17 protein-coding genes and 1 pseudogene are annotated in these 16,140 nt (G+C 60.4%); 11 read left to right on the top strand and 7 right to left on the bottom strand.

The genetic code is table 11. The features are described from left to right. Window positions 1–37 precede the first annotated feature (37 nt). Window positions 38–178: a hypothetical protein gene (locus NKK47_RS01935; RefSeq protein WP_352457634.1), complete on the bottom strand. Its 141-nt coding sequence runs from the start codon at window positions 176–178 to the stop codon at window positions 38–40. Window positions 179–361: 183 nt separating this feature from the next. Here NKK47_RS01935 and NKK47_RS01930 point away from each other — a divergent pair, with 183 nt between their 5' ends. The 5 genes from NKK47_RS01930 to NKK47_RS01915 all read left to right on the top strand — a co-directional run bounded on the left by NKK47_RS01930 (window position 362) and on the right by NKK47_RS01915 (window position 6,613). Continuing rightward, a complete protein-coding gene (locus tag NKK47_RS01930; protein WP_352574882.1) occupies window positions 362–1,459 on the top strand; it encodes a cupin-like domain-containing protein in 1,098 nt (365 codons plus the stop codon). Window positions 1,460–1,575: 116 nt separating this feature from the next. Beyond that, a complete protein-coding gene (locus tag NKK47_RS35155) occupies window positions 1,576–1,881 on the top strand; it encodes a beta-barrel domain-containing protein (RefSeq protein WP_502902478.1) in 306 nt (101 codons plus the stop codon). Window positions 1,882–2,961: 1,080 nt separating this feature from the next. Continuing rightward, window positions 2,962–4,080: a TRAP transporter substrate-binding protein DctP gene (dctP, locus tag NKK47_RS01925; RefSeq protein ID WP_352574880.1), complete on the top strand. Its 1,119-nt coding sequence runs from the start codon at window positions 2,962–2,964 to the stop codon at window positions 4,078–4,080. 109 nt (window positions 4,081–4,189) lie between these two features. After that, entirely contained in the window at window positions 4,190–5,239 is a 1,050-nt protein-coding gene (locus tag NKK47_RS01920; protein ID WP_352574878.1) for a TRAP transporter small permease subunit, read from the top strand. 3 nt (window positions 5,240–5,242) lie between these two features. After that, the gene (locus tag NKK47_RS01915; RefSeq protein ID WP_352574876.1) at window positions 5,243–6,613 is read left to right on the top strand and encodes a TRAP transporter large permease; all 1,371 of its coding nucleotides are present in this window, start codon (window positions 5,243–5,245) and stop codon (window positions 6,611–6,613) included. A gap of 168 nt (window positions 6,614–6,781) precedes the next feature. Here NKK47_RS01915 and NKK47_RS01910 read toward each other — a convergent pair whose 3' ends face one another. Then, window positions 6,782–6,904 (bottom strand): hypothetical protein, encoded by a 123-nt coding sequence (locus NKK47_RS01910; protein ID WP_352574874.1) that lies wholly within the window; start codon window positions 6,902–6,904, stop codon window positions 6,782–6,784. A gap of 65 nt (window positions 6,905–6,969) precedes the next feature. Here NKK47_RS01910 and NKK47_RS01905 point away from each other — a divergent pair, with 65 nt between their 5' ends. The 3 genes and pseudogenes from NKK47_RS01905 (at window position 6,970) to NKK47_RS01895 (ending at window position 9,141) form a co-directional block, all read left to right on the top strand. Continuing rightward, on the top strand, window positions 6,970–7,350 hold the full coding sequence (locus tag NKK47_RS01905) for a hypothetical protein (protein ID WP_352574872.1): 381 nt from the start codon (window positions 6,970–6,972) through the stop codon (window positions 7,348–7,350). Beyond that, a pseudogene (locus NKK47_RS01900) lies at window positions 7,301–8,143 on the top strand (DUF1259 domain-containing protein). Before NKK47_RS01905 ends, NKK47_RS01900 begins: the two are co-directional and overlap by 50 nt. A gap of 224 nt (window positions 8,144–8,367) precedes the next feature. Next, on the top strand, window positions 8,368–9,141 hold the full coding sequence (locus NKK47_RS01895; RefSeq protein WP_352574870.1) for a sulfite exporter TauE/SafE family protein: 774 nt from the start codon (window positions 8,368–8,370) through the stop codon (window positions 9,139–9,141). Between the two features lie 222 nt (window positions 9,142–9,363). Here NKK47_RS01895 and NKK47_RS01890 read toward each other — a convergent pair whose 3' ends face one another. Together NKK47_RS01890 and NKK47_RS01885 are read right to left on the bottom strand one after the other, a co-directional pair. Next, complete coding sequence (locus NKK47_RS01890; protein ID WP_352574868.1) at window positions 9,364–9,798, bottom strand: YqaA family protein; 435 nt, start codon at window positions 9,796–9,798, stop codon at window positions 9,364–9,366. 24 nt (window positions 9,799–9,822) lie between these two features. Next, window positions 9,823–10,092 carry a hypothetical protein gene (locus NKK47_RS01885; protein WP_352574867.1) on the bottom strand — a complete coding sequence of 90 codons (270 nt, stop codon included), beginning with the start codon at window positions 10,090–10,092 and terminating at the stop codon, window positions 9,823–9,825. 1,291 nt (window positions 10,093–11,383) lie between these two features. On the opposite strand from NKK47_RS01885, the gene NKK47_RS01880 reads away from it, so the two are divergent. Beyond that, window positions 11,384–12,859 (top strand): FAD-dependent oxidoreductase, encoded by a 1,476-nt coding sequence (locus NKK47_RS01880; RefSeq protein ID WP_352574935.1) that lies wholly within the window; start codon window positions 11,384–11,386, stop codon window positions 12,857–12,859. Window positions 12,860–12,883: 24 nt separating this feature from the next. Here NKK47_RS01880 and NKK47_RS01875 read toward each other — a convergent pair whose 3' ends face one another. Next, entirely contained in the window at window positions 12,884–13,354 is a 471-nt protein-coding gene (locus NKK47_RS01875; RefSeq protein WP_023677865.1) for a YbhB/YbcL family Raf kinase inhibitor-like protein, read from the bottom strand. Window positions 13,355–13,403: 49 nt separating this feature from the next. After that, complete coding sequence (locus tag NKK47_RS01870) at window positions 13,404–13,841, bottom strand: DUF2267 domain-containing protein (RefSeq protein WP_352574866.1); 438 nt, start codon at window positions 13,839–13,841, stop codon at window positions 13,404–13,406. A gap of 264 nt (window positions 13,842–14,105) precedes the next feature. Here NKK47_RS01870 and NKK47_RS01865 point away from each other — a divergent pair, with 264 nt between their 5' ends. Next, window positions 14,106–14,585 (top strand): Hsp20/alpha crystallin family protein, encoded by a 480-nt coding sequence (locus NKK47_RS01865; protein WP_352574864.1) that lies wholly within the window; start codon window positions 14,106–14,108, stop codon window positions 14,583–14,585. An 88-nt stretch (window positions 14,586–14,673) separates the two neighbouring features. Here the strand turns inward: NKK47_RS01865 and NKK47_RS01860 are convergent, their stop codons facing one another. Continuing rightward, window positions 14,674–15,084 carry a CBS domain-containing protein gene (locus NKK47_RS01860; RefSeq protein ID WP_352574862.1) on the bottom strand — a complete coding sequence of 137 codons (411 nt, stop codon included), beginning with the start codon at window positions 15,082–15,084 and terminating at the stop codon, window positions 14,674–14,676. A gap of 222 nt (window positions 15,085–15,306) precedes the next feature. Here NKK47_RS01860 and NKK47_RS01855 point away from each other — a divergent pair, with 222 nt between their 5' ends. Continuing rightward, the gene (locus NKK47_RS01855; protein WP_352574860.1) at window positions 15,307–16,134 is read left to right on the top strand and encodes a phosphoribosyltransferase; all 828 of its coding nucleotides are present in this window, start codon (window positions 15,307–15,309) and stop codon (window positions 16,132–16,134) included. Window positions 16,135–16,140: the final 6 nt, after the last annotated feature.

Below are 16,140 nucleotides of genomic sequence, written 5' to 3'. Positions count from 1 at the left end.
GCTCCCGTTCAAGTATAATTGGGGCGAGTATCGAGTATTATGTCTTCTTCCAGATTCGCGGCCACCAGTCGACGCGTCGCCGCCGCTCGGCCCTGTCGACGCCGCGCATGCGCAGGCCGAACTCGACATTCTCGCGCACGGTGAGGAATGGAAACAGCGCCAAGCTCTGCCAGGCCATCGGCGTATCCCGCTGCCAGGTGACGGCTTTCGTCGATCAGCACGGCCATTGAACACCAAGTGTCTGGATCGCTGCCATTCGAATGCACGACGACATCGCTCTCGACAGCCACATATCATCCAACTGAAACGCAATTTGTATTTCATTTCTTTGATTAAGGTCATCTCAATAAGGGTGGAAACCATGGCCAGCAACGCCAAACTCGCTGAATCAGCTCGCGAAACGCCAAAGCTTAACATGAAACCGATCGAGGAGATTGACAGCAAGCAAATCTCCACGGCAATCCGACAAAATCGGCCGTTTGTTGTTCGAGGCTGGGTTGCAGCCTCCGACGGTTGGGGATTGGATGACCCCAAATGGGCGCGGCATACCGGGCAGGTTACGGTGGTTCCAGGGGACGAGACCACGGTTTCCACTGCATCCTATGTCTTACGCAAGAGCGGGATGACACACGAGATGACCTTCCGTGAGTTGTTCGAGCGGATCCTAGGCCAGGGGGAATGGCAACCACTGATCGATGCAAACGAGCGCTACTACATGTTTGGCGGGAAAGTCCCGAGCAGTCTTCTGGAGGCATTGCCTTGGCCAAGCGACCTGGAGTTCGTTGGCTCGTCTCCCTATGTTGCTTCCGAAGGGGTTACCGCCAAGGCGCATTATGATCATTGGTACGCATTCCTGGTGCAGCTACACGGGACAAAAGCCGTAAAAATGTTCCCCCCTTGGGATTATAGTTTCATCTATCCGCAGCATGAAAAGACGGCCGACAAGCCCAGGCGGGCGCTTGTGGATTTGAATAATCCCGATTTTGACCAGTTCCCGTTGTTGAATCAACTGCATGGAGAGATTGCCGTACTGAATGCAGGTGACGTTTTGTATATGCCGGTCGATTGGTGGCATGAGGTTGAAACCGAGGGATTCTCTGTCAGCATCAACCGGCGTTTGAGACGGAGTGCGCTGGACTGGGCCGGCGCTCTGCTTGTATTCGGCTATCAGGTCCTGCAAGGCGCATACCGTTACGGCATCGAACCGATCCCCACCGACGAAATTAAGACTCTGGCCCAGCATGCCTATGTTGAGTGGAAGAGCGACACCGGCAAAACCGAATACGATCAATGGTGCGCATTCCTGGCGCAGTTGGGGCGGGACCAAGCAAAGGCGTTGCGGATCCCCGAAGATCTCGGAGTCCTCATGGCGCGGTGGTTTCAGACCGAGCAACACCTAACGAAGGCAGAGTTTGAGGCGCTCTCGCATCCCGCGGTTGGACTACCTGTTCGGCAGTGACCTGCAGCCCGGATTTCTGACCGTTCTGAGCTGGAATTTTCCACTGAGTTGAAGTTTTCGGAGGTGCAGATCGCCTTCATCCTGCGACAAGCTGAGGAGGGGACGGCGGTTACGCGATGGTTTGGCTGAACGCTGTGAGCAGACGTTACCAGCAAGCGATGAGCGGCGATATTCGCACTCTTTCAGCTGACCAACTGATTGATCCTCGGACCGGTCAAGCTTTCTATTCAGTTCGAATTGTTCTGAGACCGGAGTCTTTGAAAGCAGTGCCCGTGGCATTGCAAGCTGGAATGCACGCAGGTCATGATCGAAACTGGAGCGAGGTCTGCATGGGAGTATCTCAGCGCTCCTGTCTACGCCGCTATGGGTCGCGCCCTTCGTGGATAAAGAGACGGGCAAAAGGAATTTGGAGCTCAAGTTAAAGTATAATTTGGGCGAATATAATGTCTTATTCCAGAATTCGCGGGACCAGAAGAGAGCTAAACTTGAATTCTCCGGGTCGCGGCATTTCACATGCGCACACTTGTCACCGGACCCATACAGCCCGTCTCTGGCGATCTTGTTTTGGCGCGCGGAAACACCGCTTACGATTTTCCTTGCTATTGTGCTTCATATGGCGCGCCGGCAAGCGGACTCTGCTCACCGGCAGCAACGCAGCTTGAATTGGCAGCTCGACGAGTGTGGGGAAAGGCGGTAGCGCTCTACCGACTCGACCCCCCGAGCACGTTTGATGCCGCTAATCCTTGCCGCTCATCAGCTCAGAAAATAGGCGCCTGCTGGGAAGGACGGGCCAGGCGCGAAGCCTCGTTTGATTCCCTCGCGACCGCCCAGCTTCGAGCATCCGACGTGAGACTGCTTCCTGTTGCTGTCGCAGGTGATCGCTCAGCAGCTTGTTGCGCGTGATGTAGCCTGCGTTAACCCCCGGGATCGAGTGGTTCATCAGAAGATGGACGTCCAACTCCGCAACGCCTGCAGCCTGGGCGATTGTCCGGAAAGTCTGCCGCAGGTCATTCCCCCATTTCGACAGATCGCTGCATTTCTCTTGTGCTCGATGACGTGACCGCGTTCGCTCTCTGCTGGGAATAGCCAGTCACGCGATTGCTCGGGGTAGAGAGTCCTACCGATGCGCATCACTCGAACCAGGCAGCGGACGCAGACCAGGACCATGGAGTGCAGTCACCTGGCCAATGTTTCGGCTTGAGAAGCAGGGACGGAAGCCGCACCGAGCTTCGTATAAGCCGAAGGAACGCCGCGTTGACTAGCCGATAACCCACTAAAACCGTGGATTTATTGAAACGCACGAGCATATTACGGGTCGGGCGCGCAGTGGTTGAAAATGCTTGCGTCGCGCTATGTTATTTGGATGCTGCGCCGTTTCTTTCTCTGTCGTTCGTGGCGCTGGCATGCTCTGATCCCTCAAAAAGGGTGTGTCATTAGTTTTCAGTTTTTGAGACCGGCGGTGGGCCTATCGTTTGTCCGCTTGCCGAACAGGGAGGAAGACAATGGACGGAGAATCGCATTCCAAATCAAGGCGAAGCTTTCTGAAGTTGAGCGGACTTGTCGCCGGGCTGACGGCGACGGCGGTTACCGCTCCCTGGGTTCGAAGGGCAGGAGCCGCTGACACAATCATCTGGAAAATTCAAACCTCGTGGCCGGCTGGCGTCGGACTTGAAACTTTCCAGAGCTGGTGTGGGACCATCAAGGAAAAGACCGGAGGCCAACTCGAATTTCAGCCGTTCAAGGCAAAGGACATCGTTGGTGACTTCGAACTCCTCGACGGGGTGAAGAACGGCGTTCTGGAAGCGATGAACTCGTTTTCACTTTACTGGGCCGGTAAGCTTCCCGCTGCGGCGTTCCTCTCCTCTTACACGATGGGGCTACGCTATCCGCACGAATGGGACATCTTTTTCTATTCGAAAGGTGGTCTGCAGGCCGCGCGCGACCTTTATGCGAAACAAGGTCTTTACTACGTCAACCGCATTCATCACGGCCCGAACATCATCCACTCAAAGACACCGATCCGCTCGATCGAGGATTTCAGAGACCTGAAGCTGCGCGTACCTGGCGGCATGATCGCCGAGACATTCGCAAAAGCCGGCGCCAAGACGACGCTGCTGCCGGGCGGCGAGGTGTTCTCCGCGCTGGAGAAAGGCACGATCGATGCAGCCGACTACACTGGGCCGGCGGTAAACTGGGCGCTCGGGTTCCAGCAGGTGACCAAGTACATTTCCATGGGCCCAGCCGGTCTGATGTCCGTATACCAGCCCGTCGACCTGATGGACTTTGCCGTCAACATGAATGTCTGGAACCAACTCCCGGACAACCTCAAGAAGTTCGTGGAAGACGAAATCCAAGTCTATTCCAATGTCCATTTCGGGGCCATCCAGAAGGCCGACATGGAGGCCTGGCAGAAATTCCTGGATGCCGGCATTGAAATCAATCGGCTTGGATCGGAGGACCTCCAGAAGTTCCAGGAAATCGCGGTGCCAATCTGGTTCGAGTGGGCCAACAAGGATAAGGACGCGGCGCGCATCTTCAAACTGCAGCTTGAGGTGATGGAGAACCCGACCGTCGGTTACGTGACGCCGGACATGTATCAGGGATTGTCGATCAACCTCTGAGGCTCTCCGCGCCCGTCCTGTCCGGGCGGGCGCACTCTCCTGCAAGAGGCAGTCGCCGATGCCCTCACTCACATTTGTGCTGCCGCACTGGCTATACTGGTCAAGCCTCGTGCTTTTCCCGCTCGTTGCGGTCTTCCTTGTCCATCGCGAGCGGGCACAGCGCGATGCCGGCCGTCCAAATCTCTTTCTTGCTTACCTGTTCCTGGTCACTGCAGGCTTCCTCGGCATGCACCGGTTTTATCTGAAGAGCAGGTGGGGATTCATTTTTATCCCGCTGTTCATTGCAGTGCTTTGGACGAGCGCCCAGGTACGCGACGGACGTGAGGCAGTGTCGCTCGCGCGATCCCAGAGCGAACACGCCGAAAGGCTGTTGCCGCGTGCCAAGGCAGATGTCGCAGCCAGCAAAGAAGGCGCTGCCGATCGCCTGGCGAAAGCTGAGGCAGACGCCACGGTGGCGCGCGATAATCTGAGCGCCGCCGCCCATGGGCTCGAGCGCGCCAACAGCATCGGCCGAATTGCCGGACTTCTGCTTGGTCTCGCTCTCGCAGGCGACGCCCTTCTAATACCCGGTCTTGTGCGGCGCGCCCGCACCCGTGAGATCGAGCGCGCCGCGGCCGACCATCCGCTCGTAGTCGATGTGCCAGCCACGCCCGTCAAGCAACCGCTCGCGTTGTTCGAGCCGGTCGACTGGCTGGTACGCGTGACGGGCGAGTTCGTCGCGTATTGGTCGGTTCTCGCAGTGGTGGCGTACTACTACGAAGTGGTGGCCCGTTTTGTTTTCAACTCACCGACCAACTGGGTACATGAAAGCATGTTTCTTATGTTCGGCATCCAGTACATGCTGGCAGGCGCCTATGCCTACCGTGACGAAACGCATGTCAGGGTAGACATCGTCTACAGCCATCTCTCCGAACGCGGTCGTGCTGTCTGCGACATCATCACCTCGGCCTTCTTCTTCTTGTTCACCGGCACCATGCTGGTCACAGGATGGCGATTTGCGAGCGATGCCACGGCGGTTGGCGAACGCTCATTCACCGAATGGGGCATCCAATACTGGCCGGTAAAGCTCGCGATCCCCATCGGGGCAGCGCTCCTGTTGCTTCAGGGCCTATCCCGGCTGATGCGAGACATCGCCACTGCATTTGGAAGGATCGGCTGAGCGATGGGCCTCGAGCTTCCGATCCTGTGGCTCAGCATATTGATGTTCGGGGGTCTGGGCGTACTTTTGCTGCTCGGATTACCGATGGCCTTTTGCACCGGCAGCCTTGCCGTGCTTTTCCTCTTTCTGTTCGGCAATTCGGCCATGCTGAACATGCTGCCGTCTCGGGTCTTCCCGTTCATGACGGATTATCAGCTCTCGGCGGTGCCGCTTTTCATCTTCATGGCCGCGATTCTCGAGAAGGCGGGCATCATCGAGGAGCTGTTCGATGTCGTCTACAAATGGCTGGGCGGACTCAAAGGCGGGCTCGCATCGGCCACGGTGATCTCCTGCACGCTGCTGGCCGCGATGGTCGGTGTCGTCGGGGCGACGGAAGTGACGATGGGCATGATCGCGCTCCCGGCCATGCTGCGCCGCAACTACGACGCCAAGCTCGCCTGCGGCTCGCTTCTTGCTGGCGGGACCCTTGGCATTCTCATACCCCCTTCCGTCATGGCGATCGTCTATGCCGTCGTGGCGCAGCAGTCGCTGGGCGAGCTTTTGATCGGGTCGGTATTTCCCGGGCTGCTGCTGTCCGGGATGTATGTCGCCTACGTGACGGCGCGCTGTTACATCGACCCCAAACTCGGCCCGGCGTTGCCGCCGAACGAGCGCATTGACTTCGCCCAAAAACTCAAGCTTTTGCGCCGGACGTTCATGCCGATACTGCTGATCCTGCTTGTGCTCGGGGTCATCTTCATGGGCATTGCCACGCCGGTCGAAGCCGCCGGCATCGGTACGTTCGGGGCTTTCATCGTCTGCGCCGCACATCGGCGCCTGACCTGGGACACGATCCGGGAGGCCTGTGTCGCGACGCTCAAGGCCACGGCGATGGTCATGTGGATATTCTTCGGCGCCACCATGTTCGTCGGTTTCTTTATCCTGAAAGGTGGGCAGAACTTCGTAGCCGAATCGATACTCGGAACAGGCTTGGCGCCTTACGGCGTTCTTGTTCTGATGATGATCATTCTGTTCGTCCTGGGCATGTTTCTGGACTGGGTGGGCATTCTCCTTCTCACCGTACCGATATTTCTGCCCATCCTAAAGCCACTCGAATTCGGCGGCACGTTTGGGCTAGCCGGTGTGGCTCCTGAAGACGTGCCACTGTGGTATGGTGTCATTTTCATGGTCAACATGCAGATGGCGTTCCTTAGCCCGCCTTTCGGCTATTCGCTGTTCTATCTGAAGAGCGTTGCGCCGCCGGAGATCTCGATGGCGACGATCTTTCGATCCGCAGTCCCCTTCTTGTGCCTGCAGGCGATCGGAGTGGGACTGTGCATCGTGTTCCCCTCAATCGTCGTCTGGCTCCCGAAGGTCATGTACGGAGGCAATTGACCACATTTGCGGCTTGCCGACACCGAGGATCAGTCGAATTTGATAGCTTTTCGCTTGAACGGCGTCACCTTTTTGCCTTCCTTTGCACGTCGTCATGAGATCGCTTCTTGAAACAATCCTGGCTGCGAATGCGGGTGTATCGCACTCGACCAGTCTTGGTTATCTCGCCTACGCCGCCCCGGGAATGCCGCCCCATCTGTCCTTGCCGAGATGGCCAAGGAACCCGCCGCCGATCAGATCGTTTCGCGATAGATCAACCGGACGAGGAGAGACATGCTCGAAATTCTGCATGCTCACAATCGCGGGACACCGAACACGGGCCGGCTCTGCCAGTTCGGGGCTTGGCGCGATGCTGCGTGACGATGCTGCGTGACGTCGATTATGTCCTGCAAAAACTCGACTGGATGCGCGCCGAAGGCATCTGGCCCAACGGCTTGCGTTATCTCTGGACCGATGCCTTTGGGGTCGTGCTCTACGTCTCGCTTTATATGGAACTTGGCGAAGAGCGCTGGCTGGACGAAGCCGAGCGGCTGGTGGCCGATGTCGAGCGTGTGCTCGACCGCCGGCGCGGACTGAGGATCGGCAAAGCGGCCGATCGCGACGGCCAGTATTTCCACTATCTGGCGATGTGGCTGTTCGCCCTGGCGCGCCTCGGCGATCTGAAGCCGGAATACCGCAAGCGCGGCATTGCGCTGGCGCGCGGCATTCACGGCACCCGATTGGCAAACAATCGCTAAGGCGCTCGGCAAATCCGGAACCGAGACGCCTGATGGCGTCTACCGGGTCGGGCTGCCGCGAACGGACCTGAAGGTTTCGCTCGACGGCGTGGCCCTGAAACCCGGATTTGCGCTTGGAGGCTGGATCGCGTTCGAACCCATGGGAGATCAGGCAATGGTTATGGGCGACATCGTTCTGACGCAGGACGAGGTGAACCCGGTCATGAAGAAGCTTGAAGAAAGCGGGATCGAGATCACTGCGGTACACAACCACTTGCTGCGCGCGGAGCCGATGACACTCTACATGCACGTCTTCGGCCAGGGCGACCCGGTTACGCTCGCCACAGCGCTTCATGCCGGATTGGCGCTGAGCAAAACACCGATGGGAGGCGGCGCCCAGCCGCAAGCCGCACCACAGATCGAGTTCGACACGGCCGGTGTCGACCAAACCATCGGTTATAAGGGTAAGGCCAATGGCGCGGTCTACCAGTTCACGATCTCGCGCGCTGAGCCGGTCGAGGAAAATGGAATGGAAGTGCCGGCGGCCATGGGCTCGGCAATAGCGATTAACTTCCAATCGACAGGTGGCGGCAAGGCGGCGATCACGGGTGATTTTGTGCTGACAGCAAAGGAGGTCAATCCGGTTATCAAAGCCATGCAGGACAACGGCATCGAGATCACCGCACTGCATAGCCACATGCTCGATGAGTAACCGCGGCTCTTCTTCATGCATTTCTGGGCGTACGACGATGCGCAGAAGCTGGCGAAAGGACTGCGCGCAGCCCTCGACAAGGTCGCCGTCAAAAAGAGCTAGATTGGGCGTCCGCGCGCGCGTCCAACGGCGGAGTTCGGCCGACTCGGAGCGATCGTCGGCCTTCTTCCCGCCGCCTCGGGAATGGTTCTCTGGCACGGCGTCTCTCCGCCACCAGCATTGCGCCTGAGATCACCTTTCCATCGCACACGAGACTCAAGGGGCGGGCCGGGCTTTTGCGAACCGACGCGTTCGGAACGATCAAAGGTCCGCTTCGTTCTGATCGGATGGACTGGATTAGACTAGGCCTCCTGGCGTTGGCGGGGTTCCTCACCTGGACACTGAACACCCTCTCGGCCGGAGGCGGAGGTCTATTGCTGATCCCCGCCGTGACTTTCATCACAGGGAGCGCGGCGGTTGCGCCGGTCATCACCTTGACCGAGCTCATCGGCAATCCCATCCGCGCCCTGGCCTTCCGGCGCGACATCGATTGGAGCCTGGTCCGTTGGTACCTGCCCGGCGCCATCGCCGGTGCCGCTGCGGGCTCCTGGCTCTTCGCCAACAGTCGGGCGGAATGGCTCCAGATACTCATAGGGATCTATCTGATCAGTGCAGTCTGGGAATTTCGCGGCGGCGCGCGCGAGCGGAGCTACCGAGCCCGCCGCTGGTGGTTCCTCCCGGCCGGCCTGATCGTCGCGCTGTTGTCGGCGCTGATGGGCACGGTGGGACCCGTCTTGAATTCGCTCTATCTGAACTACGGTTCGGAGAAGGAGACGTTGGTCGCCACGAAATCGGTGAACTCGTTTGTGACCGATGTCGTCAAGATCGCGGTATTCACCGGACTCGGCGCGCTCGGTGGTCAGGCGGTCATGTACGGCGCAGCCGCGGGTTTGGGCGCTGCGCTTGCCAATCTGCTGGCCAAGCCCTGGCTCGAACGCCTGAGTGGAAGACAGTTCCGCGGCCTTGTGGTCGCGCTCATGGCAGTCAGTGGAGCGCTGATGATCTGGAACCAGCACAGCTTCGTTGTGCAGGCTTGGCGCGCGGCCACAGGAATGTCTTAACAATGTCGACGTTGGCTGAAGCCCTTCGCGCGCTGTGCCTTAGCTTGGTTGGCCGGTCCCGCGACGCGCAGCAGCTGGCGAAAGGACTGCGCGCGGCCCCGTGACAAGGTCGCCGTCAAGAAAGGCTAGGCTTCCCGACCGCCTGTATCAGACGTGGCTCTTGGGCTGGCTCCTTCGAACCAGTCGGGCCTAACCCGCTCAGGTTGGAGAAGCTTCGCGAGGTCAGATGACGCTCAGCGTCACGGCGGCAAGAACAAGATAACGGCCAACCTTGGCGGCAGTGACCAGCAAAAGGAAAACCCGAAAAGGCTCGCGCAGGACGCCCGCGACGACGGCTAGCGGATCACCGACAACCGGCAGCCAACTCAGCAGGAGCGACCACTTTCCGTAGCGGCGATACCACACTTGCGCGCGCTCCAGTTGCGCTTGGTTCATCGGAAACCACCGTTGGCTCCGGAAGCGCTCGATGCCTCGCCCGAGCAGCCAGTTGATCACCGATCCAAGTACGTTGCCGACGCTCGCGACGGCGATGATTGGCCAGGGCGAATAATCCGCAAGCAGCAGCCCGACCAGCACTGCTTCCGATTGCATCGGCAGGATCGTGGCGGCGAGCAAGGCCGCCAGGAACAGACCAGCATAGGCCGCGAGATCGGTCATTGAACCGCATATCCGCCAGTCGACCTAATGATGGTGACCTTCGGGTTCGACCATCGTGAACGGCAGCACCTGTTCGCGATCTTTCGCGGTCAGCACCAGACTTGCCTGGAACTCATGCGGCTCGGCCGGAGCCACCGTACTCTCAAGCCGATGATGGTTGTCGGCGACGGCTTCGAGGCGAAGCGTCTCTGGCCCGTTGGGCCGGTCGATGATCACCGTCGCTGTCAAATCATCGGTGTGCCGTTCTATGATCAGCCGCATCCGCTCGCCGGCCGCTGTGTCGACGATTTCCAACGTCCCCGCAGCCAGACCGCAGGCGACCTTAAAGGGCTCCGGCGCAGCGTCAGTTGCGATACCGGTCCGTGGCCAGCGCAGCGCATCATAATTCTGCTGTTCCTTCAGCCTGCAAAGTCTCCGCGAGAATCGTGAGGGTCGCGCCGGTGAAAGCGGCCAAGGAACCTGCCGCCGATCAGATCGTTTCGCGGTATCTGGCTAAGGCCAACCGGAGCGGAGGCAGATATGCCGCATGCCCGCAATCGCATGGAACCGAACATCGGCAAAGTCTGCCGTGGATTCGGGGCTTGGTGCAATGCTGCGTGACGTCGATTATGTCCTGCAAAAACTCGACTGGATGCGCGGCGAAGGCATCTGGCCCAACGGCTTGCGATATCTGTGGACCGATGCATTCGGGGTCGTGCTCTACGTCTCGCTTTATGCGGAGACTGGCGAAGAGCGCTGGCTGGGCGAAGCCGAGCGGCTGGTGGCCGATGTCGAGCGTGTGCTCGGCCGCCGGCGCGGACTGAGGATCGGCGAAGCGGCCGATCGCGACGGCCAGTATTTCCACTATCTGGCGATGTGGCTGTTCGCCCTGGCGCGTCTCGGCGATCTGAAGCCGGAATACCGCAAGCGCGGCATTACGCTGGCGCGGGACATTCACCCGGCGTTTGTGGTCCCCGGCCGCGGCGTGATCTGGAAGATGCAGGAGGATTTGAGCGGTCCTTACCCCGGCTACGGCCTCGGCAGCATGGATGCCTATGACGGCTACGTCTCTTACCGAATGCTCGACGACGAGGAACTGGCGCCCGAGATCGCGCAGATGCGTGACCTGATGGAGCGCGATTGGCGCAGCCTCGACATCGAGCAGGACCTCGGCCTCGGCATGATGCTGTGGCTCGCCCATTTCTTTCCCGACGAGCCGTGGGCCGAGGCCCAGACGAGGCGTTCGCTGCGAACCCTGGAAACGATGTGGGTCGACCCGCCCGGTTATTTCAGCCGGGCGCCATGGCTGCGCGATACCAAGTTCGCCTTCACCAATTACGGCGTTTCGCTCGGCCTGCAGGCCGCCGGTATCTGGCCGGGGCGTGTCGATAGGCTGAACGCCTTCTTCGAGGACTGGCGCTCCGGCGACGAATACGACCGCGAGGCGATCACCTGGGTGATGGCCTGCACCTCGCACCTTCCCGGTGCTTTTCTGACCCGGGTGGCGAGAGAACGATTGAAAGCGACGAACCTCGGGAACGTTCCTCTGCCGGCGCGGTTGTCGATGAAAGTGCATCGAAAAGCAAAAGCAAGGAACGCGGTTGAAATGGCCACTCTCTTGGGAAAACCGGGGAGCTGTTGGGTGGCGACGGCCACCTCCACGAACTATCCCCAGCTCGAAGGTTTGGTCCGTGCGGACGCCGTTGTCGTGGGGGCTGGAATCGTCGGGCTGACGACGGCGCTTCGGCTTTGCGAGACGGGCCGGTCGGTGATCGTCTTGGAAGGCTTGCGGACAGGTGGCCAGGTGACCGGCCGCTCGACGGCCAAGATCACCACGCAGCATGCGCTGATCTATCGTCATCTCATTGACAGCCTAGGCCGGGACCTGGCGCGGACCTATGCCGATGCGAATTCCGCCGGCGCCAAACAGATCCGCGATTGGGTTCGCGAGTACGCCATCGCCTGCAATCTCGAGAGCAAGGACGCCTATAGCTACACCTGCGATGAAAGCCGGCGCGCGGAGGTCGCGGCCGAGGCGGAGGCCGCGCGCCAGGTCGGGCTAGAGGCCGAGATCCTCGACCACGCGCCGCTGCCTTTCGAAACGGCCGCCGCGCTACGGTTTTCTGACCAGGCGCAGTTCAATCCGGCGATGTATCTGGTTGGCCTGGCGGAAGCGGTGACGGCCCGTGGCGGTCGGATCTTCGAAAACAGCCGCGCCACCTCGATCGACGAGGCAAGCCGCTGGCGCGTTGCCACCGATGGCGGCGCCGTTGATGCCGGGCATGTCGTCGTCGCCACCAACATGACGGTAAAAAGCCCCATCGGCATGGCGAACCGAACGCAGCCGCGCTGCCACACCGCCATGGCCTTTCGGATCGATGATCCCTTTGCTGTCGACGGCATGTTCATCGGCATCGACGACCCGACGCATTCCATTCGCACGGGCCGTGATGCCGAAGGTCCACTGCTGGTCGCGCTCGGCCCCAAATTCAATACCGGCTGGGATGGCGACGTGGCCAAGCGGTTCGTCGAACTGGAAAAATGGGCAAGAAAGAACCTTTCGGTCGGCGACGTCGCGTGGCGCTGGTGCAATGAGGATCATGATACGGCCGACAGGATTCCATATGCCGGCGAGCCCGATCCCGCCAAGGCCGCCGGCTTCCACATTGCCACGGGCTTCAACGCCTGGGGCATCACCAACGGGACGGCCGTGGGCGCGATGATCGCCGACCTGATCTGCGGCCGCCCGAGCCCTTGGCAAAAACTCTACGATCCGGCGCGGCCCTATCCCGAGGACTTCCACAAGAACGGCCGCAGTCAATCGATAGTCTCGAGCACCCACGACATTGCGCCTGGCATGGGTGGCGTGATCGTCAGGGGAGACGAAAAGATTGCGGCGTGGAGAGACACCGAAGGCGCACTCCAGGCGGTTTCGGCGATTTGCACCCACAAGGGCTGCACCGTAACCTGGAACAATGCGGACCACACCTGGGATTGTCCCTGCCACGGCTCGATCTTCGCCGCCGACGGTTCGGTCATCCACGGCCCTGCCCGAAAACCGCTTGCCCAGATTACATTGTGAAGGCGGCGACCGACACGGCCCGCGTCACGCCGGCCGTTCGTAGGTTCCGACCAACTCCGTCTCCTCCAATGCGTGTTTCTGGGCTTGCTTCCAGACCTGATGCACGCCCGCCTGTCCTGGTACGCTGAGGCTCGGCACATCGAGCGCGGCCAGCAGGAAGTGGTAATGGTGGACGCCGTGCCCTGCAGGCGGCTGCGGACCATCGTAATAGGCATTGCCGAAATCGTTGGTGCCTTGCCTGAGTGCCGACGGGCCGGGCTTGCCGTCTTCGGCCTCGGCGAGTCCGCCGGCATCCGGCGGGATGTTGAACACCGCCCAGTGCCCGAAAATCCCGCTTGGTGCATCGGGATCCCGCACGACAAGAACAAGGCTCTTGGTACCATCCGGGACACCGGACCACTTCAGCGGCGGCGAGACGTTCTGGCCGTCACGCGCATATTTTTCGGGAAGTCTTCCGCCTGCCCGGAACGCCGGGCTGATAAGGGTGAGTGGCATTGCTATTTCCCCAAGGAGGTTGCGACCGAGAAGCCCGCGCCTGCGCCGTTCACGCCGCTTGCTGAGCTTCGGCGACTCGTCTTATCTCGCCTGGCAGGGATTCCCAGACCTTGTGCATCTGTCCTTCTCCGACGTGATGGGCGAGCACCTTGGACACGACCCTGAATGCATCCTTGGAATCGACCGGACGGGTAAATTCCAGCTCCGCCTTGAGCTTGGCCAGAAACTCGTCGAGCGACCGCATCTTCTCGGGAGCTTTGGAAGGCTGATATTGGTCATAGAAGGCGCCGCGCACCAGGATCGGCAGCTGCGAGCCGAGGTGGGCTGCAAGATCCGGCTGCATACGGTCGCGCAGGGCGTGCAGCACCGCTCCGAGAACGTGCCAGGCGACCTGCCGATCCGGTCCAATCTCGTCCATGATCTCGTCGAGCCAGATGTTCGTGGTCTGCAGTGTCTTGTCGAATACGTCGAGTCCGGTGGCGTTCATCGAAATCCTCCTTCCGTTCAAATCCGACTAGGTGATGTGACCAAACAGCCGTACCTGCCCGTTGTTCCCCGATGCGCATGTCCTGATGCGCATTTATTGTCGGAGGTCCCGTCATGAGGGAATTCGGGCCGGCTTTTTGCCGCTGTTTTTCGACCACCTTTCTTGGCCGGCACTCGGAACATCCTCATGGGTGGACGAGTTTTGTTTACCGTCGCCGATCACATGGCGACGAGTGATGCAGACACAAAAAACAGGAGAAGAACCATGGCACATCACGATTTGGCGCCCCGGACGCCATCGCGCAGCCTCTACCCATCCGCGCGCGACCCGCTCACGTCATTCCACCGGCAGATTGACCGCCTGTTCGACGACTTCTTCGCGCCGATGGCCGAAGCGACTACGGCCGGCGATCTTTGGCCGAGCGTCGACGTACATGAAACAGACCAAGCCTATAAGGTCACCGCCGAATTGCCGGGGCTCGAGCAGAAGGACGTTGAGCTCAAGCTGCGCGACAACATCCTCTCCATTACGGGCGAGAAGCGTTCGGAGCACAAGGAAGGCGACGGCGGCCGCACTTACAGCGAACGCAGTTATGGCCGGTTTCAGCGGACCATCCCCCTGGAAGCGGAGATCGATGCCGACAAGGTGCAGGCCACTTTCAGGAACGGCGTTTTGGTTGTCGAGCTTCCGAAGAACCCCGCTGCAAAGGACAAGACACGCCGCATAGAAGTGAAAGCGCGATAGTTGCCAAACTGAAGGCTGCCTGAGCAGGCGGCGTTCAGCCCAGATGGAGAAGAACGGCGAGCACGGCGGCAACCGCCCAGGCGAGCGTCTAGCGCCGGGGATCGTCCGTCGCCTCGGAAACGCCTTCGAGAGCGATCTTGGCGGCTTCCTCATCGGTCCGCCCGAGGTCGGCCAGGGCAATGACGCCGACGAGGCGCTTGTCGTGATTGATCACCGGAAGACGACGCACCTGATGCTTGGCCATGATCTTCGCCGCATCGGTGATATCGGCGTCGTCGAAGCACCAATAGACATGCTCGGACATGACCTCGCGAACGGTCGTGTTGCCGGCTGAGCGCTCCTCGGCGACGCCGCGCATCACGATGTCGCGGTCCGTCACCATGCCGACCAGCCTGTCATTCTCGCCGACCGGAAGGGCGCCGAGATTGTCGGCCCGCATTTTCCGGGCGGCATCCCTGATTGTCGTGTCCGGGCCGACCAGTTCGGTCCGACGGCTCATGATCTCCTGAACTTGCATGGGATATTCCTTTCCCTGATTGCTGAGGCAACAAGCCGCCAAACGCGCCTGCTGCCACGCATCGCTAGATTGCCAGCTGGCCGGACGAGGCATGTACGGATCACTATCTTCGATCTTCCCGATCCGCGCTGAGCCGCGTGCCGGTGCCGGCACCTCGCGATCGAAACTATTCTTGGAACGTCCAGGCAGCGAGCGAGTTCCAAAATGGTACCGGTGCCGCAGCCATCCCACGGAATGTGGTCGCAGGCTGGTGAAAAAACATCCACCGGGAAAACAGATGCACGCGGATTGAAGGTCATGGCTATCATCTTTTCAGATCGCCGCGAGGCCGGGCGGCAACTCGCCGGGGAACTCGTTCGCTTTGCCGGCCGCGACGATGTGATCGTATTGGCGCTGCCCCGAGGCGGCGTGCCGGTCGGCTACGAGGTCGCGCAGGCACTCAAGGCACCGCTCGACGTCTTCGTCGTGCGCAAGCTCGGCGTCCCCGGTCACGAGGAATTGGCCATGGGGGCGATCGCGCCCTCAGGTGTACGTGTCCTGAACGACGAGATCGTCAACGGTCTCGCGATCCCGCCACATGTCATCGACGCGGTCGCTGCAAAGGAGGAAAAAGAGCTTCTGCGCCGCGAGCACCTCTATAGGGACGGGCGACCCCCACCGCAGTTGAATGGACGAACCATTATCCTCGTGGATGACGGGCTTGCGACCGGATCGACCATGCGGGCTGGGATCAAGGCGCTGCGAAAAAACCACGCCGCCCATATTGTCGCGGCCGTTCCCGTCGGTAGCCCCGACACTTGCGACGCGATGCGGGCGGACGCCGACGAGGTCGTTTGCGCGACGACACCAGAGCCGTTGCTGGGTGTCGGGCGCTGGTACGTGGATTTCTCGCAGACGAGCGATGAAGAGGTCCGCGCGCTCCTCGCCAGGTCCGTGCCCAAGCCTGCGGCTTCCCACAAGCCTGCCGCTTCCGAAGAGGAATTGGCTGGGCGCGCGAGCGCGGGTCCGGCGCCTGGCACCAGATCGACATAGCGGAGG

The sequence above is a fragment of the Mesorhizobium sp. M0019 genome, assembly GCF_040323975.1.
Taxonomy (GTDB): Bacteria; Pseudomonadota; Alphaproteobacteria; order Rhizobiales; family Rhizobiaceae; genus Mesorhizobium.
The sequence above is the reverse complement of the archived record's forward strand: the minus strand, read 5'-3'. Positions and strand labels throughout refer to the sequence as shown.